21 protein-coding genes are annotated in these 21,270 nt (G+C 49.2%); 16 read left to right on the plus strand and 5 right to left on the minus strand.

Translation table 11 applies throughout. The features are described 5' to 3' along the window. Window positions 1-11: 11 nt before the first annotated feature. The 3 genes from B6A39_RS18895 to B6A39_RS08780 all read right to left on the minus strand — a co-directional run bounded on the left by B6A39_RS18895 (window position 12) and on the right by B6A39_RS08780 (window position 1,710). The gene (locus B6A39_RS18895; RefSeq protein ID WP_156886210.1) at window positions 12-182 is read right to left on the minus strand and encodes a hypothetical protein; all 171 of its coding nucleotides are present in this window, start codon (window positions 180-182) and stop codon (window positions 12-14) included. A 122-nt stretch (window positions 183-304) separates the two neighbouring features. Beyond that, the gene (locus B6A39_RS08775) at window positions 305-1,273 is read right to left on the minus strand and encodes a DUF932 domain-containing protein (protein ID WP_083004107.1); all 969 of its coding nucleotides are present in this window, start codon (window positions 1,271-1,273) and stop codon (window positions 305-307) included. 98 nt (window positions 1,274-1,371) lie between these two features. Beyond that, entirely contained in the window at window positions 1,372-1,710 is a 339-nt protein-coding gene (locus B6A39_RS08780) for a hypothetical protein (protein WP_083004110.1), read from the minus strand. Window positions 1,711-1,866: 156 nt separating this feature from the next. Between B6A39_RS08780 and B6A39_RS08785 the strand changes: the two genes are divergently transcribed. The 5 genes from B6A39_RS08785 (at window position 1,867) to B6A39_RS08805 (ending at window position 7,603) form a co-directional block, all read left to right on the plus strand. Next, window positions 1,867-2,316 (plus strand): LexA family protein, encoded by a 450-nt coding sequence (locus B6A39_RS08785; protein ID WP_083004113.1) that lies wholly within the window; start codon window positions 1,867-1,869, stop codon window positions 2,314-2,316. Then, on the plus strand, window positions 2,313-3,587 hold the full coding sequence (locus B6A39_RS08790; protein ID WP_083004117.1) for a Y-family DNA polymerase: 1,275 nt from the start codon (window positions 2,313-2,315) through the stop codon (window positions 3,585-3,587). Before B6A39_RS08785 ends, B6A39_RS08790 begins: the two co-directional genes overlap by 4 nt. 647 nt (window positions 3,588-4,234) lie before the next feature. Then, on the plus strand, window positions 4,235-4,939 hold the full coding sequence (locus B6A39_RS08795) for a YagK/YfjJ domain-containing protein (protein WP_083004120.1): 705 nt from the start codon (window positions 4,235-4,237) through the stop codon (window positions 4,937-4,939). Window positions 4,940-5,336: 397 nt separating this feature from the next. After that, window positions 5,337-6,878: a YfjI family protein gene (locus tag B6A39_RS08800; protein ID WP_083004125.1), complete on the plus strand. Its 1,542-nt coding sequence runs from the start codon at window positions 5,337-5,339 to the stop codon at window positions 6,876-6,878. A 515-nt stretch (window positions 6,879-7,393) separates the two neighbouring features. Further along, window positions 7,394-7,603 (plus strand): helix-turn-helix transcriptional regulator, encoded by a 210-nt coding sequence (locus tag B6A39_RS08805; RefSeq protein ID WP_083004129.1) that lies wholly within the window; start codon window positions 7,394-7,396, stop codon window positions 7,601-7,603. 23 nt (window positions 7,604-7,626) lie between these two features. Here the strand turns inward: B6A39_RS08805 and B6A39_RS08810 are convergent, their stop codons facing one another. Then, window positions 7,627-8,388, minus strand: coding sequence for a hypothetical protein (locus tag B6A39_RS08810; protein ID WP_083004133.1), 762 nt, complete (start codon window positions 8,386-8,388; stop codon window positions 7,627-7,629). Window positions 8,389-8,792: 404 nt separating this feature from the next. Between B6A39_RS08810 and B6A39_RS08815 the strand changes: the two genes are divergently transcribed. The 5 genes from B6A39_RS08815 (at window position 8,793) to B6A39_RS08835 (ending at window position 13,965) form a co-directional block, all read left to right on the plus strand. Beyond that, on the plus strand, window positions 8,793-10,769 hold the full coding sequence (locus B6A39_RS08815) for a type I restriction-modification system subunit M (protein WP_083004136.1): 1,977 nt from the start codon (window positions 8,793-8,795) through the stop codon (window positions 10,767-10,769). Continuing rightward, on the plus strand, window positions 10,766-12,142 hold the full coding sequence (locus B6A39_RS08820) for a restriction endonuclease subunit S (RefSeq protein ID WP_083004139.1): 1,377 nt from the start codon (window positions 10,766-10,768) through the stop codon (window positions 12,140-12,142). Before B6A39_RS08815 ends, B6A39_RS08820 begins: the two co-directional genes overlap by 4 nt. Further along, a complete protein-coding gene (locus B6A39_RS08825) occupies window positions 12,139-12,342 on the plus strand; it encodes a hypothetical protein (protein WP_083004143.1) in 204 nt (67 codons plus the stop codon). Before B6A39_RS08820 ends, B6A39_RS08825 begins: the two co-directional genes overlap by 4 nt. Before the next feature lie 167 nt (window positions 12,343-12,509). Beyond that, window positions 12,510-13,442 carry a GIY-YIG nuclease family protein gene (locus B6A39_RS08830; RefSeq protein WP_083004146.1) on the plus strand — a complete coding sequence of 311 codons (933 nt, stop codon included), beginning with the start codon at window positions 12,510-12,512 and terminating at the stop codon, window positions 13,440-13,442. Between the two features lies 1 nt (window position 13,443). Next, a complete protein-coding gene (locus tag B6A39_RS08835; protein ID WP_083004150.1) occupies window positions 13,444-13,965 on the plus strand; it encodes a hypothetical protein in 522 nt (173 codons plus the stop codon). Window positions 13,966-14,080: 115 nt separating this feature from the next. On the opposite strand, the gene B6A39_RS08840 is transcribed toward B6A39_RS08835, so the two are convergent. Beyond that, the gene (locus B6A39_RS08840) at window positions 14,081-14,593 is read right to left on the minus strand and encodes a hypothetical protein (protein WP_156886211.1); all 513 of its coding nucleotides are present in this window, start codon (window positions 14,591-14,593) and stop codon (window positions 14,081-14,083) included. Window positions 14,594-14,816: 223 nt separating this feature from the next. Here B6A39_RS08840 and B6A39_RS08845 point away from each other — a divergent pair, with 223 nt between their 5' ends. The 6 genes from B6A39_RS08845 (at window position 14,817) to B6A39_RS08865 (ending at window position 21,239) form a co-directional block, all read left to right on the plus strand. Beyond that, window positions 14,817-15,377, plus strand: a complete 561-nt coding sequence (locus B6A39_RS08845; RefSeq protein ID WP_083004157.1) for a hypothetical protein — start codon at window positions 14,817-14,819, stop codon at window positions 15,375-15,377. 155 nt (window positions 15,378-15,532) lie between these two features. After that, on the plus strand, window positions 15,533-15,676 hold the full coding sequence (locus B6A39_RS18900; protein WP_156886212.1) for a hypothetical protein: 144 nt from the start codon (window positions 15,533-15,535) through the stop codon (window positions 15,674-15,676). Window positions 15,677-15,691: 15 nt separating this feature from the next. Then, window positions 15,692-18,889: a type I restriction endonuclease subunit R gene (locus B6A39_RS08850; protein ID WP_083004161.1), complete on the plus strand. Its 3,198-nt coding sequence runs from the start codon at window positions 15,692-15,694 to the stop codon at window positions 18,887-18,889. Between the two features lie 107 nt (window positions 18,890-18,996). Continuing rightward, on the plus strand, window positions 18,997-20,100 hold the full coding sequence (locus B6A39_RS08855; RefSeq protein ID WP_078087603.1) for an AAA family ATPase: 1,104 nt from the start codon (window positions 18,997-18,999) through the stop codon (window positions 20,098-20,100). Next, window positions 20,097-20,696 carry a DUF4276 family protein gene (locus tag B6A39_RS08860; RefSeq protein ID WP_083004165.1) on the plus strand — a complete coding sequence of 200 codons (600 nt, stop codon included), beginning with the start codon at window positions 20,097-20,099 and terminating at the stop codon, window positions 20,694-20,696. The genes B6A39_RS08855 and B6A39_RS08860 overlap by 4 nt, the downstream gene beginning before the upstream one ends. Window positions 20,697-20,762: 66 nt before the next feature. Next, window positions 20,763-21,239 (plus strand): hypothetical protein, encoded by a 477-nt coding sequence (locus B6A39_RS08865; protein ID WP_083004168.1) that lies wholly within the window; start codon window positions 20,763-20,765, stop codon window positions 21,237-21,239. The last annotated feature ends 31 nt before the right edge of the window (window positions 21,240-21,270 follow it).

Below are 21,270 nucleotides of genomic sequence, written 5' to 3' on the forward strand. Positions count from 1 at the left end.
TTCAATAGGGATTAAAGATCGGCAGGAAGCTCACTAGGTGAAACGGGGCATAAGCGCAGCTCGGTGCGATAGAGCTGCCCCTTTGCCATGACGTAGGTCTTGGCATAGGTTTGGTCTTGGGTAAGCAGTCGTTCCGTTAGTTGGGTTAATGCGATATCTAAATCAAGGCTAAGATTGGCCATGGTGTGCTCCACGTAAAATGCAAAAAGCCCAGCCGTGTAGATGGCTGGGCTGATCGCGCTATCCAATAAGGGGTAAGATAAAAACCAAAAGAATTAGCAGTAAGATGATGAGAAACAGCATGTCAGCTCACCAGGGCAAGGGCCGTTTGCAATGCCTCCTGCTTTAACTGAGCCCCTTGACCAAACCACGCTGAATCCAATCGAGTATCGTTACTGCGCGCACGCTTGTCGTGATCCACGTACTCGGTAATAGCATTGAGCAAGCCCCACGCAGTATCTTTGGCAGTGTCGAGATGAGAACCGCGGCCTTCGCCGTGGTAGAGCTTCTGTACCTTGTTAAGCGCCCGATAGTTGGGCAGTTTGGAAGGATCGTCTATCGCCTTATCAATACCGCAGAGTACCGACTGAAAATACTGCTGTGCCTCGCCGTGGTCGACCTTGCGTTCCGCTAACGCCTTCATGCGATACATGAAGTCGTTCCACTGAGAAACAGAAATACCCAGTTGGCGTTTCACTGCACGGGGGTCGAACTCCGAACGGTGGGGCACCTTCACCGCCTGCGACGTACCATCCACGACAATTTGTAGCGTGTTATTGCACACTACCCGCACCGTGGTGGGGGTCGCCATAGTGGCTAGGGTGCCATCGCACGACGTCGCCAACAGCAAGTAGTCGTTCACCTCATCCTGGCCTTTCAGCGAGGTGCTTAAGCCGCTACGGGCCAACGCCCAGAATTTACGCCCACCTTTAAGCACGCCCGCTGTCTCCAGCTCATAACCGGCGTATTCCGTTAGGTCGCGGTAAAACTCCAGAATCTCCTCAGGCTGCACCACCTTATAACGCTGAGATACTACGGAAAGGGGAGCCTTGGTATCCGAGCGATAGAGCACCTTCTGTTCTGGGAACGAGTGGATGCTACCCAAGTGGCTGGCACCCTCGGCAATAAACCGCACTGGCGCTTCTTCAATATGCCAATTCATACCGGCCTGTTGCTGCCAGATTTCCAACGGTTGATGACGTGAAAGCTGCTGCCCCAGGCCATGCCAAGGGGTATCGCCAACGTAAGCCATTTGTTCAACTAGATGTGCCATGAGTCATTCTCCAGATATAAAAAAACGCTGACGAATCGCCAGCGCAAATAAGTGTTTAAGTAAGGGAGCCGCCCGTAGGCGAAGGTAAAAGACGAGGTTTAGTAGGCAGACGCTAAGGGAGGATAGGGATAGCGAAACGCTTGACCGCACGACAGGCATAGCCATGGGGTGCCGTTACCCAAGGGCAGCCACTGTTCAAGCAGCGAGTGGGCGATACGGGAGCCGGTTTGGCCACCGGCAACCGCACCCATCAATGCAGCAGGCAGCTTTGCAAGGGGAAAGCGAGTGACAGCAACCGCAAGTGGACCAGTCATGGCTGTCGCACGCCAGGCACCGATGGCACTCCCTAACAGGGTGCTACCCAAGACGCCAATGCGATGGGCAGTCTCAAGGTTCAACGTACTCAGTGACGCACAGCGTGTGCAGGATGGGGGCATAAACAGCGCTCCTATGCAGTGGAAAAAGGTTCCAGGGTGGTGGATGCATAGGAGTGATATAGATCTGAAATTGGTTGGGATACGTCGATGAGGTATTGCGTTAAGTAAGCACTTTACGGATACTGTTTTTATATACAGTTAATGATGGAGGTGCCCATGACTTTACCTGTTACATTACTGGGACAAGCAGACGTTTTGACGTTTTCGCAGCCCTTACCACTCTATTCCTGTGCCGTGCGCGCTGGCTTTCCCTCGCCCGCAGATGACCATTTGGATACCGATCTTGATCTTCATCGTTATGTGGTGAAACGGCCTGCTGCAACGTATTTCGTGCGCTCAGAAGGAGACTCCATGATCGGCGATGGGATTCACCATGGGGATTTGCTGGTGGTGGATCGCAGCCTCGAAGCCTTACCAGGGCGAATTATAGTGATTTGTGTTGATGGCGAGCTCACGGTAAAGCGCCTTGAGCGGGTAGGGCAGCGGACCTATCTCCGGGCCAGTAATCCCGCTTATCCTCCCATTCCTTTAGATGGACGTGAGTCCCACGTCTGGGGCGTAGTAACTCATGTGCTTCACAGCTTCCCAGGAGCGGCGTTGCAATGATCGCCTTAGTGGACTGCAACAACTTCTACGTCTCCTGCGAGAGGGTCTTCAATCCGTCACTGGAAGGTCGTCCTGTTGGGGTACTATCCAATAACGATGGTTGCGTAGTGGCTCGCAGTAACGAACTCAAAGCCCTAGGTGTGGAGATGGGGACGGCCATGCATCTGCTTGCATCGCATATTCGTCGCCAAGCGGTGTTGCTCTCCAGTAATTACGCCCTGTATGGCGATATGTCCCAGCGGGTCACCGAAGTGCTAGGCGAGTTTTCACCCCATGTTGAGATTTACTCCATTGATGAAAGCTTTGTAGGGTTTCAAGGCTTCGAACATAAGACCCTGGAGGCACGGGGCCAAGCCATGCGCGATACCGTTCGACAGTGGACAGGCATTCCCGTATGCGTGGGGTTTGCACCTACCCGCGTATTGGCCAAAGTGGCGAACCAAGCGGCTAAAAAACATCCCGCCTACAAACAGCACGGGGTGTGTAAGCTGACCGCTGATAGTGAAACGACCAAGGCACTGCTTAAGCAGTTGCCGGTGACCGAGCTGTGGGGCGTGGCACGCCGTACCGGTGAACGTTTAAGGGTGATGGGTATTGAGTCTGCCTGGGATCTGCGCGAAGCAGACCCTAAGCGTATTAGGCAGCGCTTTAGTGTGATGCAGGAGCGCATCGTCTGGGAGTTGCGGGGGCAACCTTCCATTCAGCTAGATGACATGAGCCAGCCCAGACAACAGATCATGGTTTCTCGTTCGTTTGGGCGACTTACCAACGATCCCCGTCAGCTAAGGGAGGCGCTACGGCATCATGCCGCCAGGGCGGGTGAAAAGCTTCGCAAACAGCGAAGCGTCACCAGCGCCATTATGGTGTTTATCCGCACCAACCCGTTTCGTAAAGATTTACCCCAATATCGCCAACGCGTGGTGATATCCCTGGAGCGACCAACTGACGACAGTCGGGAGATTATTGCCGCCGCAGTGCAAGGGCTACGCCGTCTCTGGCGAAAAGGATACGCCTATCACAAAGCCGGCCTAATGCTGCTTGATCTATCCCCCAAAGCTAACCGACAGCTCACCCTTGAAACCCCGCAAACTGACGAAGCGGCTAAGCGCAGCGAACGCCTGATGACGACGATGGACAAGCTCAACCGTGAGCTGGGTAAGGGAACGGTACAGTTGGGCCTGCCCCGTAAAGGAAATGCCTGGGCGCTGCGCAGTGAGCGGAGAACGCCTCGTTACACTACCAAGTGGAACGAGCTGTTGGTCGTTAAGTAGGCCTAACACGCTTGTATGGTGCTGGTCATGCTAGGGGAAGTGCCATTTTAGAAAGAAAATACTGACTGGTATCATTATCTGAGCAGATGCCGAGCCCAAAAGGCTTCTAGTTATCTTATTGAAAAAATGGAATTATTTTTATTGAAAGGAAAGATGAATAAAGTTGTCATGGTCGGCAGAAACCCGCTTACCATGCGGGTTTAGTCTTCTAAATACTAAACCATCGATCCGCTTTAAATGACGGTAATAGTATTATGCTCCTTTGAGGGATTAGGAATAGTATCCATGAAGGGGCCTTTAAGCCGACGCCCTTTCCTCAAGAAGATAGCCGTTAAGCCCTAATAAAACCAGCGCATCTCTTCATGACAAAGCAGTCAAGTGTCATGTAACGATAAGCAAGGCGTGTTAAAGGCACGCCTAACGAATAGTCCTAAATGCTAAAGCGATAAGAAGACAGTGTGACAGCGCTCGCATGATGTTCACAAATATCTGCTAAGGCATTTCCTGTTACGCCGATGATAACCGCGTTTACTAATGCGTTAACATTTCAGCGTTTTCTATTAATCCCATGATCACATTTTTGCTACAGGCATGGCACGGCATCAACGCTGTGTCTATTCCCGTGCGTGAGTTTTAGGAGTTTGATAATGAACACCACTATACAGTACGTAGGACAACACCCACGTAAACGTCATCAATGTAACCCAGCCCTTAAGCTCTGGTGGGATATGTATTACCAAAACATGAGGGTAAATATTGAGAAAGGCCCTTTAATTGAAAACTACCTAGCAACCTTGCTTCGCGTAATGGAGAATGCCCGCCGAGAATGTCCACGAATATTCGCCGTACGCATCGACCCGCGCTTTCCTGCACGGAATTATATTAGCAATACAGGCAATGACAATTCCTATATTCGCAACTTTATAAATCATTTGCAGTGGGAACTAGATGTCGCAGGAACCAAATATCCTCACAAAATGCGCTACGTATGGTGTCGCGAGCAAGTGACCAGCATCCACCATCACTACCACGTACTACTGCTGTTAAGCGGGGATGCGTATAGAAGCCTGGGAAATTATACTCATTCAACTGGTGGAAGCTTTGAGCGTGACAACCTTTACCACCGAATTGTCCGGGCTTGGTCAGTCGCGATAGGCTGGCCACTAGAAAATATGGAAGGGTTAGTACATATAGCCACCGATGACATGACTCATCAAACGTACACTTGGCATTATCAAAGAAATGACCAAGCTACTTTTGAGGAAGTATTTCGTGGGGCTAGCTACATGTGTAAAGAATATTCGAAGCCGATCGGACAAAGTATCCATTGTTTTGAGGGAAGCAGACGGTAGCCACGTAATCCGTCATTAGTCATAAGTCGCAATATCCCAACTCGACTAAAATCGAGCGTTCGAAGCGTGCTTCGAACGCTCGATTACTTTGCTGTACTTAGTACCTAAGTGCGCCTATATCGTTAGCTGAGCAATTAATTATCATTCGCTCTCCCTGATTAATCTGATTCGGCAATACACCTTAAAAATCGTTCTAATGATTTTCTTCAGAGCATTCCGCCCAGGCGTGGGTACATCTTGGCCATCATCAAAAAGACTCAGAACCAAACATGGGTAATGTCCATGAATTCAGATAAAAATAAAAAATATGTTATGAAAGCTTGCTATTTTTGCTATTACTAGCAGAAATAGCATGTAAAATTATTAATTTTTATAATTATTCACAGTGAGAAACACAATGCAGACAAATATAAATAGTGAAGAAGAATGGCCAGCCTTTGATGAACAATCACTATTCGAGTCTATGAGCCGCGAGGTGAGCCAGCATGTCGAGGTGGCTCCGGAAATGGCACGAACGACTGCGCTTGGTGCAATGGCAATGGCATGTCAAGGAGTTGTTGATGTAGCTTTTCCTAATGGACATGTGGTTCCTACTTCGTTGAACCTTCTGACTATTGCTGAGAGTGGCGAAAGAAAAACAGCTTTAGAAAATTGGTTCTTTCAACCCATTCGTGATTTTCAGTCAGCACAAAAAAAGGAGCGGCAGCTATCCATTCAGGTATATCAACGAAATCTTAAAAACTGGAGAAATGCGGAAAAAGCACTTGAAAAAAAGCGGACCCAAACTTACTTGAATGGTGAATCCATTGAAGAGATTGAGCGGCAACAAGCCGAGTTAGATGATCAAAAACCTCAACCTTCGCGTCTTCGGCAGCTGATATATGAAAATGTAACACCAAGTGCCCTCGCATTTAGTTTGTACGAAAATATTCCGTTAGCTTGTCTGGTTTCTAGCGAAGCAGGCAACATTTTTGAAGGCCGTGCATTTCAAGATTTACCTATGTTTAATTCGATGTGGAGTGGTTCCACCCTGGATGTATCACGCCGTAGTTCTGAAAGCTTCACATTAGAAAATCCACGATTAAGTCTGGCTTTGATGGCGCAGCCGAAAGTAATTGATCGATTTTTAGAAAAGCGGGGTAGTGAAGCCAGAGACAATGGCTTTCTATCGCGTCTGATCGTAATCAAGCCTGTATCATTCATAGGGAATCGGAAAGGTGGGTCTTCTGTTGATGCCAAAAAAAGCAAGGAGTTTAGCGATAGAGTAACAAATTTGCTTACTGAGGCGTTTGCTATATTGGACAGTAAAAGCCGACAACGGAAGGTTTTAAGGTTTAGCTCATCAGCCAAAACACTTTGGCAACAAATTCAACTAAGCATTGAGCAAGATATGGCAGAGCATGGTAAGTATTACCATGCACGGGATCATGCTTCAAAGCTGATTGATAACGTCACCCGTGTTGCCGCTATTCTTCACACGTTCGAGGGGTATGAAGGAGACATTGAAAGTCATGTCCTTGAATATGCTTATCGGCTTTGTAAATGTCATTCTAACCAATACCTTAAATATTTAGCAGGCGAGCCTGAAATTGTTACCATAACTAATGAACTTATTAGAGAAATCCGGCGCCTGGGTTATCCGGTTGGAGAAGATGTTTTTAACTTTAACAAGACATTGTTTCTTCAAAATGGCCGTGGCAAATCCCGCAACCGTAAAAAACTTGACCAAGGTTTACAGCTGCTTATAAAGCTGGGACATGTAATATGGACTAGTCACACTAATTTAAATTTTTCCGAGGTAAGATTTTATAATGTCCCCTGCGTCTTAAAAAACGGTATTGATTATCATATTGAAGAGCTACCGAGTTACGAATCACAGTATTTCAGTACAGGCGATACAGGTAGGTATCCTGTAACTAGGATAGATACATCTTTATAGCCTAAATGCTGATATTAAGCTGTTTCTAAAGATGGTTCGATGTTGTGCATTATCTACGCTTTGAATGAAATCGAACCATCTATTGATCTTTCCCCAAAGTCATCCCCCCCGTTCAAGATACGCCTCAATCAGTGCTGATGATGTAGGCGCTTCATGCTTCTACTCTTTATCATTGTACGTTTTCAAAAAACCTAACGGCACATTATATCCCCGCTTCAGAGACGGCTGGTTTGGTATCGATGTCGCAAAGCTGGTCGACTCGGATGCGCAGCATGGCGGTTTCGACGAACCACGGCAAGATAGGCGCTTGCGCCCAATTGATTTCGTTTTGGAGGAAAATCACAAAGATGCAAAGAGATTATTTTTATAAAAAATTTCGCAGCTAAAGCCCTAGTATTTTTTTACATAGCTGTTTTTGTTGTCTTATTTTTCCAAAAAGCTAATTATTTCCATTGCGAGACTGGTGGTGTTGAGCGGACCTACACTGTCGACATCAACTCACAAGGAGCTCGACCATGAGTAATATCGAACCACCCATCACTGTTCTACGTATGAAGCAATTAGTAAAGAAAATTGGCATCAGCCGTTCTTCTGTGTACGAAAAAATGAATCCCAAATCACCTCGCTACGATAAGACATTCCCGCGGCCTTTCAAACTAGGAAAATCGGCAGTGGGATGGTTTGAAAGTGATATTAATCAATGGCTTATGCAGCGTCATGCATAAATGGTTTAGATGTTTGGTAAAGGCTACTTACGGCGGTGAGTAAAATATTGTTTTCTACATTGCTCATCATTTTTTAACCAGGTAGTTAGCCAAGTTTCAACATCAGTGACTGTTGTATCCGGATCTGCATCAATTCCACTGTTCATGTGCCGCTCAAATATGAGCGGCGCTAGTTTGCTTGCCGCAGTTTTCATAGCTTTCCAACCATTGACAGGTACTTGAGATGCTAAAAGCTCGAAAAAATAAGGTTTTAAGTATCGCCGTTCTTGGTGATTATTCTGTCCAGAGGCTCTATTACGATTCGATACTGAAAGTTTGTCTTCCTCATATAGAGCTATCTCTATTTTAAACTCTGACTTTTTGTATTCGATGAGAGTAGACCATGCATTTAGCTCACGTCCTGATTGGAAAAGTAAGTCAGAACACAGCAACCAGGTCATTGCTTGAGAGAAATAGCTTTGTAAATAGGGGCTCTGAAACGCAGTACTAAGTGTGTTTTTTATATGCTCTTCGCAGGATGTTCCACTTTGGCCGCTTTTTAACGCTTTCAAGGCTGTGTGGTATGCATCTAAAAATGCAGGGTCTTGGTTTTCTTCAGGAGGTAGGTCGCTATTGATATAATTACCTGAAAAATAAGCATTTTTCAAAACCATCTTCGCGTCTTCGATGTGCTCAGATAAAGATATCTTCGACTTTACATGGTAAAGGTCATCTACAACCATAACGGGGGTAGGGTATTTAGATGATTCTGGCCTTAAGTGTATAGCATTCAGTGGGTAAGTCATGGCTAGTTTGTTGCTCTATTATGCAAGATTTGCATATCAAGCCATGTAAAAATATGAATATCAATACGGGATTTAATTGCACGGTGCTGATCATTAACATAAAACCTGATACTAATGACGGGCGCACCCGATCCATCAAGCCAACCCAGCATTCCTGACATGAGGGTATAAAGGGGAAAGATCCATCAGGCATGTCAAACTTGACTTTTTATTTTACCATTTTGTGCTTTCAAGTGATTGTATTTAAAGATTAAGTGGGTCTATCGCCACGTTCAGGGCTATGAATTTAAAATGACTCTGTTCGCTACTCTAGCCTTTGCTGTGAAGCATAGAAGGTACTCGATTGGATGCACAGATGTGTATGATAGTACCCATTAATTTTCACTAAATTTGGGGAAGCCTCCGTGAACACGGAAAGTCACTCTCAGCTTGCTGCTTTTATCTGGTCGGTCGCTGACCTATTACGCGGCGATTTCAAGCAGTCCCAGTATGGCCGCATCATTCTGCCGTTTACCCTGCTGCGCCGCCTAGAATGCGTATTAGAGACTACCAAGGTCGATGTGCTGAAAGCCGCTGAAGACCATCAGAACAAGCCTGAGGCAGTGCGTGAGAAGCTGTTGCTTCGCGCAGCCAACCAGCCGTTTTTCAATGCGTCACCCTTTAGCCTGATCAGCCTGTCTGACACCCAGACTAGCGACGACCTGATGAGCTACGTGCAGTCGTTCAGCCAGAGCGCGCGGGAGATTTTCGAGCACTTTGAGTTTGAAAGTTTTGTTCAGCAGCTCAGCGCCAATAACCTGCTCTATAAGGTGGTGCAGCAGTTCGCGGCGATTGATCTAAGCCCAGCGCGGGTTAGCAACCATGGCATGGGTGGCATCTTTGAAGAACTGATTCGCAAGTTTGCCGAAAGCTCCAATGAAACCGCTGGTGAGCACTTTACGCCTCGCGATATCGTTCACCTGACTACCTCGCTAGTGCTCACTGGGCAGGAATCCAAACTCAAGCCTAATAGCATCGTCACTGTGTATGACCCAACGGCGGGCACTGGCGGCTTTCTTTCTGAAAGCGACGAGTATATTCAGCAGGTCAGCGAGAATGTCACCGTCTCGTTGCACGGGCAGGAGCTCAACCCCGAGTCTTACGCCATCTGCAAGGGCGATATGCTGGTCAAGGGACAGGAAGTCGAGCAGATCAAGCTCGGCAACACGCTCTCGGATGACCAGCTAGCAGGTGAGCACTTTGACTACATGCTCTCTAACCCGCCGTTTGGCGTGGAGTGGAAGAAGGTGCAGAAGCAGGTCACCGACGAGCACAAGCACCGTGGCTACGATGGCCGCTTTGGACCTGGCCTACCGCGTGTCTCCGATGGTTCACTGCTGTTTTTGATGCATCTGGTAGCCAAAATGCGCTCCCGGCAGGACGGCGGCTCGCGCATAGGGATCATCCTCAACGGCTCGCCGCTGTTTACCGGTGGGGCAGGCAGTGGGGAATCCGAGATCCGCCGCTACCTGCTACAACATGACATGGTGGAAGCCATCGTTGGCCTGCCCACGGATATGTTCTACAACACCGGCATTGCTACCTATATATGGGTGCTTTCCAACAACAAGCCCGCCGAGCGTAAAGGCAAAGTACAGCTGATTAACGCCACCGGCCGGGCCAGCAAGATGCGCAAGTCGCTAGGCAGCAAACGCCAGTACATTACCGACCGCGATATTGACGATATCGTCCGCTTGTATGGCGCTTATGAGGAAAACGACGAAAGCAAGCTCTTCCCAGTAGAAGCCTTTGGCTATCGGCGGATTACCGTCGAGCGGCCACTGCGCCTGAACTTCGAGGCCAGCGCAGAACGCCTGGCTAAACTCGATGACGAAAAAGCCATTCAAAAGCTGGATGACGCCGAGCAAGCCGCGCTCAAAGCTGCCTGCAAGCAATTAGGTGAGCATCGCTACACTAACCGCGATGCATTCACCAAGGCGCTGAAGGGTGCCCTCAAGGCCGAAGGGCTGAAAATCGGCGCACCAGTGCAGAAGGCCATTCTTAATGCGCTTTCTGAGCGCGATCCGGAGGCCGATATCTGCCTGGACAAGCAAGGCAACCCCGAGCCAGACACCAGCCTGCGCGATAACGAAAACGTGCCCTATGGTGAATCGGTATATGACTACTTTGATCGGGAAGTAAAACCCCACGTACCCGATGCCTGGATCGATGAAAACAAACGCGACGAACTGGACGGCCGCATCGGCATTGTTGGCTTTGAGATCCCGTTTAACCGCCATTTCTACCAGTTCACGCCCCCGCGCCCGTTGGAAGAGATAGACGCTGACCTAAAAGCCTGCACTGACAAGATCAAGCAGATGATCGAGGAGCTGTCGGCATGAGTTATCCAGCTTATTCCGAATACAAAGACTCCGGCGTCGATTGGCTGAGAGAGGTGCCGGTTCATTGGGCAATTTCTGCTTTGTCGCGAGTGCTAAAATGTCCTGTTACGGATGGCCCTCATTCCACCCCAGTGTTTGTGGACGAGGGTGTCCCATTCCTGTCTGTGGATGGTATACAAGATGGTGAATTGTTTTTTGATAGCTGTAGGTATATATCTACAGAGGATCATAAAGAGTTCTCGAAAAAGGCTTCCCCTAGAATAGATGATATTTTGATGGGGAAAGCGGCCTCTGTAGGCAAGATTGCTCGCGTTAAGACTGATGTGGAATTTAGTATATGGTCACCACTTGCTTTGATCAGAATTGATCAATTAAAAGCGTTGCCTGAATTTTGCGAGTACGCTCTTAAGGCTGAAGAGTCACAATATCAAATCTCTCAAAAGTCAAATTCAAATACTCAGCTCAACATAGGGATGAAAGATATTCCTAAGCTGAGGGTTTGCTTCCCCCCTTTAGATGAGCAGAATTTAATTGCTATTTTCCTCGACCACGAAACCGCTCGCATCGATGCCCTGGTGGAAGAGCAGCAGCGCCTGATCGCATTGCTCAAGGAAAAGCGCCAAGCGGTGATTTCCCATGCTGTCACCAAAGGGCTCGACCCCGATGTGCCGATGAAAGACTCCGGGGTGGAGTGGCTTGGTGAAGTGCCTGAGCATTGGGGTGTTGGCAGAATTGCTTACTACGCAACAGTAAGCAATGGAACTACGCCTAGTAAGGCTAAGCGAGAATACTGGCATGAAGGGAATATTGCTTGGCTGTCTTCGGGGGCTGTGAACCAATATAGCGTTACAAAACCTACAGAATATATCTCGAAACTAGCACTTCGTGAATGTTCGCTTGAGTTACTACCCGTGAACACACTAATTGTAGGAATGATTGGGCAAGGAAAGACTCGGGGGTTATCTGCAATTACTAAAATTGAAACTACTATTAATCAGAATCTGGCTGCCATTGTTACTCACGGTCGACTGTCATCTGAATATCTTCACTTGGTTCTCCAAGCCAGCTATCTGGTACTTAGAGAGGATGGGAGAGGAGGCAATCAAGCTGCACTCAACTGCGATATCATTGCTGATTTCAAGACTACCGTGCCGCCGCTCGATGAACAAAACAATATAATTCAAAAGGTAGCCGAAGACATACGTAAAATAGATGGCTTGATTAATGAGTCTAATAGACTAATAGCAACCTCAGAGCAACGCCGTTCTGCCCTTGTCTCCGCCGCCGTTACCGGCAAGATTGATGTGCGTGGTTGGCAGCCACCAGAGGATTCGGTGTTGACTGGTGAGGCCTCTCGGATGGAGGTTGTATGACCCAACTTCCACCTGATACTCAAGAAATGCTCAATAGCCTTCGCACCGCCGTGGCTGAAACCTTAGAGCGCAAACGCCGCCTGGGGCAATACGCGGTGTTTTGGCAGGATGGCAAGCCTGTTTTAATCGGTGAAGACGCACCGTCCAATCCTGACATCACAACCCACGACGATAATCAGCAGGCCAAGACGCAACATTGATCACTCATTAGTTGATCATCGCGGTAATCGTCATGTATTGGTATCGCTCTGCTTTTTTTATTTGACGGGTATTTGATAAGCAGTGCCCTTTTATAAGCAAAAATGGGTTATGGCTCATTTAAATCAACTGCTTATGAATATATTTCTTTTTGACAGGTATGTGATTAATGACACAGGGACGAAGCATCCGGCTATTTCTAGTGGATGGCACGCCCAACGGCTTGCTTACCGCTGAGATTATGAACTGGACCGGACACGTGCTCACCGGCCCACGCACCAAGCTGACAGAGCTAGTGCAGCGGCCCGAGTGCGGCCGCACCGGTATCTATTTTCTGGTGGGGCCTGACCTGGAAGGCAGCCCACGCCCACAGGTGTATATCGGCGAAAGTGATGATGTAAGAACACGACTAAAACAGCATAACCGGCCAGAAGATAAAGGCGGTAAGGACTTCTGGGAGAAAGTCTGTTTAGTGACCAGCAAGGATCAAAACCTCACCAAAGCCCACGTCAAATATCTGGAAAGCCTGCTGATCCAGTCAGCAGGCGAGCTAGGGCGCTGCAAGCTGGTCAATGGCACCGCGCACGAATACATCAACCTGCCAGAATCCGACCGTGCTGATATGGCGTTTTTTGTCGAGCAGATCCGTACCGTACTGCCGGTACTTGGGCTGGATTTTTTGCGAGGTCGGCCTATGCCATCTCACCCACCGTCGATATTAAAACCGTCGCCAGCTGCCTCTCCAAAGTTTGTAGCAGAAGTACCTCGTTACGGTATTAAAGCCTACGGGCAAGAACTGGACGGTGAGTTTTACGTGCTGGAAGGTTCTATCGCGAGAGGTACATGGACAGGTGTTGATGGTGGTTACCAAAGCCTCTATCAGCAGCTATGTGATGAAGGAGTGCTGGTTGAGGACGAGAACAAGGTGAGACGTTTCGCCAGCGATTACGCCTTTACTAGCCCGAGTGCCGCTGCTGCAGTGGTGTCAGGTCGAAGTGCCAATGGCCGAATACATTGGAAATTGGAAGGCACTGGCCAGACATATGGGGCTTGGCAAGATCAGCAAGTAAGTGCTGCTGCCTCAATGTCCAAGGAGGGCTAACATGACTCCGCCACAGCAACATCGTGATGCTGATATCCAACAAGCAATTGACGATTATCTCCTGGCGCGTCAGGCCATTCTAAAGCTAGGGCGTGAGGTGCCGGGTCGTATTGGTGGAAATGACAACATCATTGGCCGTATCGGTGAGTTTATCGGCCTACGCTTTTTAGAAGCACTCGGCCAAGAACCCGTCATGATGACGGGTAGCTCAAACCCTGGTTTCGATCTTATAGAAGGTGATCAGCGAACCCAGATTAAAGCAATTACCCATGAAAATAAGCGCGGCCGCAGCGTTCGTCTCACACCGGGTTGGACGCAATTCGTATTGATGGAGCTAGGTGAGCATTACACGCCCGAGCGGATTGGCTTGCTTACCTCGACACAGCAAGAGATAGCATTAGCGGATAACTTTGCTAAAACTGCTACCCCGATAGTTAGTCTCACGATGCTTGGGCCTAAAGGGCTCATTAGCCGCTATGGTCGCGTTTATAACCAAGACGAGCTTAGCGCTCTAATGGTTTGAAAAGCGTTTCTTCGAGCTTTGGCGTGAAATTATTCACCCAAGTTGTGGGCCTGGGAAAGGGTAAGCCTTAAAATTTATAGCTAGCGGCTCGTTTCGTTGAGCCGCCAGTTGCAATTTACAAAGCTTTAATTTCGATAACCCAAATCCGGAAAGTGGCATCGGCCACAGTGTCGTAATCTCGATTGATAAATGGTGTAAGGGGATCACTGTGAATTATTTTACAGCTCACCCCCTCGATGCCATCTAATTCTTCGAGTATTACCTGCTTTGCCTTTTCTAAGCGTGAGCCGCCCTTGGGGCATTTACGGGTTAGAACCAGGTAGTTTGTTTCCAGGCTTTTGTGGCCTGCGTGAAAGCACACTCTAGCTAAGCGTTTTATGTCTGGGCGGAGAGAATCCAACTTGGCGCCACGTTTGAATTCGATTACATGGGCGGGACGTTCTCGCTTGTTGTTGTAAAGCACTAAGTCAAAACGGCCGTTGTGACGAATATCTGGATCAGCACGCAGTGACTCGGCCTCTTCGTGCCAGAGATGAGCTTTCTTGAAGGTTCGTTTGACCTGAGGTTCCAACCGATAGCCGAAATCAAGAAAATTATCCGCGAAGTAATCGGCCACGCGCATCGCCATATAATACTCCGGCATGCGGTTCAACGATGTCCCGCATAGCTGCAGGGCGCTTTCATGGGCACGTACTAAGGCGTCTACAATGGCCTGGCGTCGGCTGTTAGGTGAGGATTTGATCAAGTGCTTGCGCCTTCATGGTGGTTTTTGACAACTATTGGAATATATCGGCTAGGTCGAATATAACTTAAGCTATTAATTCAATGGTGATATTAAGCGAGGAAACCAGTTGAAGAATCCAGCCAAAGTGCAAGAGCAGCTAATCTCGTCGACGCCGCAGGCTTGCTTAGTTGCCTTTCACGATGCGATATATGCCCAGGCCGAACTAGAAGCCAAGAGCAACATGTTTGAGATGGTAGGCCCATTAGCAATGAGAGACGATCACGATGCGATCATTTCAACTGCTCAAGCAAACCTTCGCGCTGTGGGCTATTCAGAGGCTGAACAAGTAGCGGTATCGCTTTTAATGCTATTGGAGGTGAAGCAACTCAGCTTCGATCATTTGACCAATGCGTTTGGTAAAGATATCGCTAACTTGGTGGAAACCAGTCGAGCGATAGGCGAGTCTGGCAATGTCGATGATTGGTATGCCTCGCTGGAAAAGTTTGCCCGCATGCCACCCAATTGCCAGACGGTCCGCATGGCGCTGCTGCTGGGCGTTATCGAGCGAGGCATCGAGCCATGCTCTCCCCACGAGTACTGGTACGAAGAAGCCCTTGCGCTACCCAATGCGCACCCGGGCCTGCGCCAAAGGGTTATTTCCAGGTTAGAAGAGAATTTAATTGGTTAACATCTATCCCCTAAGCGTCTGGCGTTCTTTGTGCCTGAGCGATCGCTAGCAGCTGTGAAACCGACAGAAATAGCGTCACATTAATTTGCGAAATACCAAAAAAATCAGCATGATAGTTCCTAGCTACTTGTAAGGTTCTAATAATAAGGTGAATCATGGAAACGAGTGCTATGCAGGCGTTGTTAGATAAAGCACGCTGTCTAAAACAACCCGAACGAGAGCGGACACTGTTTGATACAGGGGCGCAGGGTTACTTTGATACTGACAACAGACTTGCTCGCTTTCTTTCCGCGCAATAGTCATGGAGAGTGGAAATGGCTGATAGCAGGGAAGCCCAATTTCAACAAGACATCATCGACGCCATGGCCACCGGTGGTTGGGCAGTGGGCACTGCCAGCGGCTATGACCGTACCACAGCACTTTATACCGAAGATCTGCTGGGGTATGTGCAGGAAGCTTGGCCCGAGCGCTGGGAGAAGTTCTGCAAGGCTAACCCGCAATCGTCTGAAACGGTGTTTGTGCAGAAATTGGTACGCGAACTGGAGCGGGCGGGCACGCTAGAAGTGCTGCGCCATGGTTTTAAAGTACCGGGCGTGACGTTCGACCTGTGTAGCTTTAAACCTGACCACGCCATGAACCCTGACGCGCTTTCCCGCTACCGTGCCAACCGCCTACGCGTGGTGCCGGAAGTTTCTTACTCGCCCCATGCCCGAGAGAAGGGCAAGGGCGGCGAAAGCTATAACCCGCGTCTGGATCTGGTGCTATTTGTTAACGGCATACCCACTGCTACGCTTGAGCTGAAAAGCGAATTCAAGCAGTCGGTGGAAAATGCCAAGCGCCAATACCGCAACGATCGACCGCTAAAAGATCCCATTACTCGCAAGGTCGAGCCGCTGCTGGCGTTTAAGCGCGGCGCGCTGGTGCACTTTGCGGTTAGCCAAGCGGAAGTGGCCATGACCACCAAGCTGGCGGGTAAAGAGACGTTTTTTCTGCCGTTTAACCTGGGCAGCGAAGGCGGCGGTGCCGGTAATCCGCCAGCAAAAGATGACAACGGCTACGCCACAAGCTACTTGTGGGAGCGTGTGCTCTTGCCGGATGCTTGGCTGAAGATTCTCGGGCGTTTTTTGCACTTGGAGCAGAAAACCACCGAAGACTTTCACGGTCGACGCAAAACGAAAGAAACGCTGATTTTCCCGCGCTACCACCAATGGGAAGTGGTTAATCAGCTGATTGAGACCACCCAAGCCGAAGATGGCGGCCAGCGCTATCTAGTTCAGCACAGCGCTGGTTCAGGTAAGTCCAACTCGATTGCCTGGCTGGCCCACCAGCTCGCCAACCTCTATGACGAAAGCGGCCAGCAGAAGCGCTTCAACTCAGTGATTGTGGTGACTGACCGCACCGTGCTAGATAGCCAGCTGCAAAACACCATCTACCAGTTTGAACATGCCCATGGCGTGGTCTGCCCCATTACCCGCGATGTCGGCAATCAGAGCAAATCTGAACAGCTGGCGGAGGCGCTGGCGAGCAATACCCGCATCATCATCGTTACCATTCAAACGTTCCCTGCGCTGTTCGATGCCCTTGATAAGCGGCCTACGCTTGCCGAAGGTCGCTATGCAGTGATTGCCGACGAAGCTCACTCCTCACAGGCAGGCGATTCTGCGCGCAAGCTCAAGGCGCTGCTAGCCGCCGCAGGAGAGAGCGCTGATGAAGACGAAGAAATCAGTGCAGAAGCAATGTTAGATGCAGCCGTATCCACTCGTCGCCCGAATGAGCGCATCAGCTACTACGCCTTTACCGCCACACCCAAGGCCAAAACACTAGAACTGTTTGGCCGTGTGCCAGACCCAAGCTTGCCGCCAAGTGCGGACAACAAGCCTGAGCCATTTCATCTCTACTCAATGCGCCAAGCTATCGAGGAAGGCTTCATTCTGGATGTGCTGCGTAATTACGTCACCTACAGTACCGCCTGGAAACTGGCCCATTTAGAAGATGAAGAGCAGGAAGTAGACGCCAAAAAGGCCTCTCGCGCATTAGCTAAGTGGGTGCGCTTGCATCCTTACAACATTGCCCAGCGCGTAGAGGTCATTGTTGAGCACTTTCGCGCCAATGTGCGTCATTTGCTAGATGGCCAGGCCAAGGCCATGGTGGTCACCGCTAGCCGCCAAGAGGCGGTACGCTACCAGCTGGCGATGCGCCAGTATGTGGAAGCTCAAGGCTATAGCGACGTGCATCCCTTGGTGGCGTTTTCCGGCAGCGTACCGGCAGATGAGATCATTCCTGAAGAAGTCAGCGAAACCAGCAAGCTACTCAACCCCGGCGTGCGTGGGCGTGACTTAGCCAAGGCGCTGGACAGCGACGATTTCAACGTTATGATCGCCGCTAACAAGTACCAGACCGGCTTTGACCAGCCCAAGCTATGCGCCATGTACGTGGATAAAAAACTGCAGGGCGTAGACTGCGTGCAGACGCTCTCGCGGCTGAACCGCCTGTTTCCCGGCAAACAGACATTTATCCTCGATTTTTTTAATGAACCACAAGAAATCTTAGAAGCGTTTGCGCCGTATTACCGCAAAGCAACCTTGGCTGACGTTTCCGACCCGCAGGTGGTGTATGACCTTAAACGCACACTGGATGCTAACGGCATTTATCACTGGCCGGAGGTAGAAGCGTTCGCGACTGCTTTCTTTGACCCTAAAGCACCGGCCTCGCGCCTGAGTTATCACTGCCAGCCCGCTCAAGATCGATTCAAAAAGCGTTATGAAGTCACCGTAGAGCAGCAACAAACATGGAAAGATGCTCGCCAGCAGGCGGAACAGCAGGGTGACGAAAAAGGGCGCATGCGTGCGGAGCAGGAGTTAGAAGACGCAGGCAAGACCCGCGATGAGCTTGACCTGTTCCGCAAAAACTTACAGAGCTTTGTACGCACCTATGAATTTCTCAGTCAGATCATCCACTTCGATGATGCTGAATTAGAACAGCTGTGCGTGTATGCCAAGCACCTGCATCCCTTGCTACGTATTGATCGGTTATTAATTGGCGACCCTATTGATGTCAGCGAACTTGAGCTGGACAGCTATCGGCTGACCAAACGCGCTGAACAGCGCCTCTCGCTTGAAGAGGAGAGCGGCGATTACGGCTTGAAACCGATTTCAGATGTTGGCTCCGGTAAACCCCATGACCCCGAAACTCAACGCCTTAATGAGATCATTGAGCGCCTGAATGACCTCTATGGCGCAGATATTAGCGATGGCGATAAGCTGCATTTTGCCAATGGCATTGCTGACCGCATTGAGCGTGATGATGCTGTTATGGCTCAGATTAATCATCATGATGAAACCCAAGTGATGCACGGGCTGTTTCCCAAGCGCGTCACCGACGCCGTGTTAGATGCCATGAACGACCATGAAAAGCTCAGTATGCCGTTACTGGAGAACGAAGAAACCGGCAGGCAGTTCGCGCTGCTTATCCTGAAGCTACTCACAGGTCGGCAGCCTGATGGTCGAATCTAGCGTATGATAATGGCTTCAAACGTGATGGACTCATCACGACACTGCAAAGATTTTACTGCCTGCGTCAGGTGGATGATTTACATCACATGGGTTGGAGGACACAGTGAATGGCTAAAGTTGGCTACCTCACGCACCTAGAAATTAATGGTTTTCGCTCTATCGAGTCTACCTCGCTAGAGCTCAAGCCACTGAACGTGCTCATTGGCCCTAATGGTGCGGGGAAGTCGAACTTCATCAATTTTTTTCGCTTCATGAATAAGCTGCTTCAAAAAGATTTGCAGCTATATGTAGCGGAACAGGGCGGAGCGGATGCGCTGCTTCATTTTGGCCGAAAACAGACTCCTACGCTTTCAACGTACTTGCGCTTTGATCCAAACAGCTATGGGGCAACCTTGATTCCATCGCAAGATGGGCGGCTAGTCTTTAAAGAAGAGTTTTGCGAGTTTTTTGCTGACGCCATAGGCTTTTCAGGTGGCGACAAAAAAAAAGCGCTTGCTAAGCCTGGTGCTGACGAATCAGCCTTGCCAGCACCGCAGGGTATGACTATTGCAGGTAATGTGGCTAAGCACATTTCCGACTGGAAGGTATATCACTTTCATGATACCAGCAGCAGTGCGCCTATGAAGCAGGCGGGAGAGCTGTTAGATAATGATCGCTTACGCGAACAGGGTGAAAACTTAGCGGCCTTCCTTTATGACATTCAGACCCATAACCCAGACATCTATAAGCGAATCGTGTCCACGATCCAGCGGGTCGCGCCGTTTTTTCACGATTTCATACTGGCACCTGAACGGCATAACGACAGTAAAATTCGGCTGCGTTGGAAACATAAAGGCAGCGACGCCTATTTTGATGCGCATGCACTTTCAGACGGTACGCTGCGCTTTATTTGCATGGCTACCTTACTGCTACAGCCCAGCCTACCTTCCCTGATATTGTTAGATGAACCTGAGCTAGGTTTGCACCCGTATGCCATACAGCTATTGGGTTCCATGCTTAGGCTGGTTAGCCAATCAACTCAAATTATTATCTCTACGCAGTCAGTATCGCTGGCTAATGAGTTTGGCGCTGACGATGTGGTCGTCGTTGAACATCACGAAAATCGCTCAACCTTTAAGCGTTTAGATGCGGGTGCGCTAGAAGCATGGTTGGATGACTATCGCTTAGGAGACCTTTGGGAGAAAAATCTGCTGGGAGGTACGCCAGCATGATTCGATTGGGTATTAGTGTTGAAGGGGCAACGGAACGCGAGTTTGTGACGCGGGTATTGGCACCGGTATTGGCACATAGCAATGTGTTTGCGTATCCCATTGATATGCATGGGCGTGTTTCGCTTGAGCGGGTTGAAAAAGAGCTTAGCAAGCTTCTTGCGATGTTTGACCATGTGACCACATTCTACGATTTCTATGGATTTCATAAACGGCCAGAGGGTAGTGTTGATGCGTTAGAAGCAGCGATCAACGATTTGATATCAGCCGATAAACGGCATCGATTTACGCCATACGTTCAGCAGTATGAATTTGAAGCGCTGGTGCTCGCAGTTCCTGACCGTGCAGAAAGTGTCATTGGCGTTAGTGGCCTGGGCGATAAGATCCGTCAGATAGTAGATCAGTGTGGCGGGGCTGAACAAGTCAACGATGGTTATGACACCTGCCCCTCACGGCGTATTAAAGCGATTGCCCCTCAGTATGATAAAAAATTCCATGGTCCAGTTACTTTAGAAGATGGTTTGCAGGAGGCGAGGGCAGCTTGCCCTCGCTTTGATGCTTGGCTGACTGCTATAGAACAGCTCAGAATAAAAATATGACTAAATAAAATTTAATTCTGGCCGATAGTTTCATTGCAGCATTCAAAAGCTAAAAAAGGATTTGCAATGAAATTAGCAAATGCTATGGCAGTTTCGTGCGTGATTGGATTGGCGGCTATGCCTGTTACTGCCAATGCCTACTTTGGTGAGCCTGGTACCTGGGCAAGGGGTTGGGGCCAAGGAACGGCAGAGTATATGGCGGTAAGTTCTGACGGCTCTGCTGAGTTGTACATTGCATGTAATGATGAAAACCCAGTGAGCATGACGCTGACTATTGACGGTATCGCTTACGGGAATGACCGGCAGGGTGAGTTCAATCTTGTACTGGATGGTTATGAAATATCCATTCCACATTTCACTAATTCACGCGCGCACGCTGAAGGGTTCCTTTATGCTTGGGAACGCATGCGTAAAGCCACAAGTATTATTGCTGTGACAGATGATGGTAAGCGTGTGGAGCTTCCAAGTCGTGGCTCTGCGGCAGCACTGCCAAGTGTTGACTCTCCCGCGATGGGCTGTAAAACACAATTCTACTCGTTCTGAAGGATTTTAGGCGCTGTGCCAAGCAGCGCCT

The organism is Halomonas sp. GT (assembly GCF_002082565.1).
Classification (GTDB): Bacteria; Pseudomonadota; Gammaproteobacteria; order Pseudomonadales; family Halomonadaceae; genus Vreelandella.

Coding starts and splice junctions, on each gene's coding strand:
- B6A39_RS08785 (WP_083004113.1), top strand. CDS start 1,867: ATGACTTTACCTGTTACATTACTGGGACAAGCAGACGTTTTGACGTTT.
- B6A39_RS08840 (WP_156886211.1), bottom strand. CDS start 14,593: ATGGCGATGCGCGTGGCCGATTACTTCGCGGATAATTTTCTTGATTTC.
- B6A39_RS08850 (WP_083004161.1), top strand. CDS start 15,692: ATGGCTGATAGCAGGGAAGCCCAATTTCAACAAGACATCATCGACGCC.
- B6A39_RS08780 (WP_083004110.1), bottom strand. CDS start 1,710: ATGCCCCCATCCTGCACACGCTGTGCGTCACTGAGTACGTTGAACCTT.
- B6A39_RS18895 (WP_156886210.1), bottom strand. CDS start 182: ATGGCCAATCTTAGCCTTGATTTAGATATCGCATTAACCCAACTAACG.
- B6A39_RS08795 (WP_083004120.1), top strand. CDS start 4,235: ATGAACACCACTATACAGTACGTAGGACAACACCCACGTAAACGTCAT.
- B6A39_RS08775 (WP_083004107.1), bottom strand. CDS start 1,273: ATGGCACATCTAGTTGAACAAATGGCTTACGTTGGCGATACCCCTTGG.
- B6A39_RS08855 (WP_078087603.1), top strand. CDS start 18,997: ATGGCTAAAGTTGGCTACCTCACGCACCTAGAAATTAATGGTTTTCGC.
- B6A39_RS08805 (WP_083004129.1), top strand. CDS start 7,394: ATGAGTAATATCGAACCACCCATCACTGTTCTACGTATGAAGCAATTA.
- B6A39_RS08800 (WP_083004125.1), top strand. CDS start 5,337: ATGCAGACAAATATAAATAGTGAAGAAGAATGGCCAGCCTTTGATGAA.
- B6A39_RS08790 (WP_083004117.1), top strand. CDS start 2,313: ATGATCGCCTTAGTGGACTGCAACAACTTCTACGTCTCCTGCGAGAGG.
- B6A39_RS08825 (WP_083004143.1), top strand. CDS start 12,139: ATGACCCAACTTCCACCTGATACTCAAGAAATGCTCAATAGCCTTCGC.
- B6A39_RS08810 (WP_083004133.1), bottom strand. CDS start 8,388: ATGACTTACCCACTGAATGCTATACACTTAAGGCCAGAATCATCTAAA.
- B6A39_RS18900 (WP_156886212.1), top strand. CDS start 15,533: ATGGAAACGAGTGCTATGCAGGCGTTGTTAGATAAAGCACGCTGTCTA.
- B6A39_RS08830 (WP_083004146.1), top strand. CDS start 12,510: ATGACACAGGGACGAAGCATCCGGCTATTTCTAGTGGATGGCACGCCC.
- B6A39_RS08835 (WP_083004150.1), top strand. CDS start 13,444: ATGACTCCGCCACAGCAACATCGTGATGCTGATATCCAACAAGCAATT.
- B6A39_RS08865 (WP_083004168.1), top strand. CDS start 20,763: ATGAAATTAGCAAATGCTATGGCAGTTTCGTGCGTGATTGGATTGGCG.
- B6A39_RS08860 (WP_083004165.1), top strand. CDS start 20,097: ATGATTCGATTGGGTATTAGTGTTGAAGGGGCAACGGAACGCGAGTTT.
- B6A39_RS08820 (WP_083004139.1), top strand. CDS start 10,766: ATGAGTTATCCAGCTTATTCCGAATACAAAGACTCCGGCGTCGATTGG.